Source organism: Cellulosimicrobium cellulans (genome assembly GCF_042723955.1).
Taxonomy (GTDB): Bacteria; Actinomycetota; Actinomycetes; order Actinomycetales; family Cellulomonadaceae; genus Cellulosimicrobium; species Cellulosimicrobium cellulans_H.
The window spans coordinates 36,121-37,310 of record NZ_JBHXIC010000028.1 but is presented as its reverse complement, the minus strand read 5'-3'; the positions used below and the strand labels follow the sequence as shown (position 1 = coordinate 37,310).

The window sequence follows — 1,190 nt, the reverse complement described above, 5'->3', positions numbered from 1 at the left end:
CCGGCCTGGCGAACGAGCGAACCCCCCCGCGCGGGGCCCCCCGCGCGTGCGTCGTGCCGTCGCGCGGGGAGGCACGGCCCTGCCGCGGCGGGCCCACGGACGACGTGCCCGAGGAGCGGACGTCCTCGGGGTACGGACCGTGGAGGAGTACAGTGGCGTCGTGCACCTGATGCGGCAGCTCCTCCTTCGTTGCCGCGGCGAGGCTCTCTAGCCGGTCCCTCGTCGCGGTGGTCGGTGTGCCGGCTGACACCCATCAGACGACCCGAAGGACCCACGATGAACGCCTCAGCCCCCTCCTCGACGCCGACCGCCACGGACGCGAACCCGCAGCAGCCGTCGGGCATGCCGATCCACAAGTACCTGCCGTTCCACCGGCAGATCGACGTGTCGGTGCCCGACCGCACGTGGCCCGACAAGCGCATCGAGACCGCCCCCCGCTGGTGCGCGGTCGACCTGCGCGACGGCAACCAGGCCCTCATCGAACCCATGAACGCGGAGCGCAAGCTGCGCATGTTCGAGCTGCTCGTCGAGATGGGCTACAAGGAGATCGAGGTCGGCTTCCCGTCCGCCTCGCAGACCGACTTCGACTTCGTCCGGATGCTCATCGAGGAGGACCGCATCCCCGACGACGTCGTCATCCAGGTCCTGACGCAGTCGCGCGAGCACCTCATCGCCCGCACCTACGAGGCGATCAAGGGCGCCAAGCAGGCGATCGTCCACCTGTACAACTCGACGTCGGTGCTCCAGCGCGAGGTCGTGTTCCGCTCCGACCCCGAGGGCATCATCGCGATCGCCGTCGACGGCGCGCGGCTGTGCAAGAAGTTCGAGGAGACCGTCCCGGAGACGACGGTCTACTACGAGTACTCGCCCGAGTCGTACACCGGGACCGAGCTCGAGTTCGCCGCGCGCATCTGCAACGAGGTGCTCGAGGTCTTCGAGCCCCGCCCGGACCGCAAGGTCATCATCAACCTGCCCGCCACGGTCGAGATGGCGACGCCGAACGTCTACGCCGACTCGATCGAGTGGATGAACCGGCACCTGAACCACCGCGAGAACGTCGTCCTGTCGCTGCACCCGCACAACGACCGCGGCACCGCGGGCGCCGCCGCCGCCCCGGGGTGCCAGGCCGGCGCCCCCCCCATCGACGGCAGGCAGTTGTGCAAACGCCGGCGCACCCGCAACCTCGGGCA

General features: G+C 70.0%; 1 protein-coding gene. It reads left to right on the top strand.

Annotation, left to right across the window (positions count from 1 at the left end; genetic code table 11):
• Nucleotides 1–342: 342 nt before the first annotated feature.
• The coding region (locus ACFWH7_RS09990; protein WP_463054457.1) for a 2-isopropylmalate synthase at nucleotides 343–1,190 on the top strand (848 nt) is incomplete at its 3' end.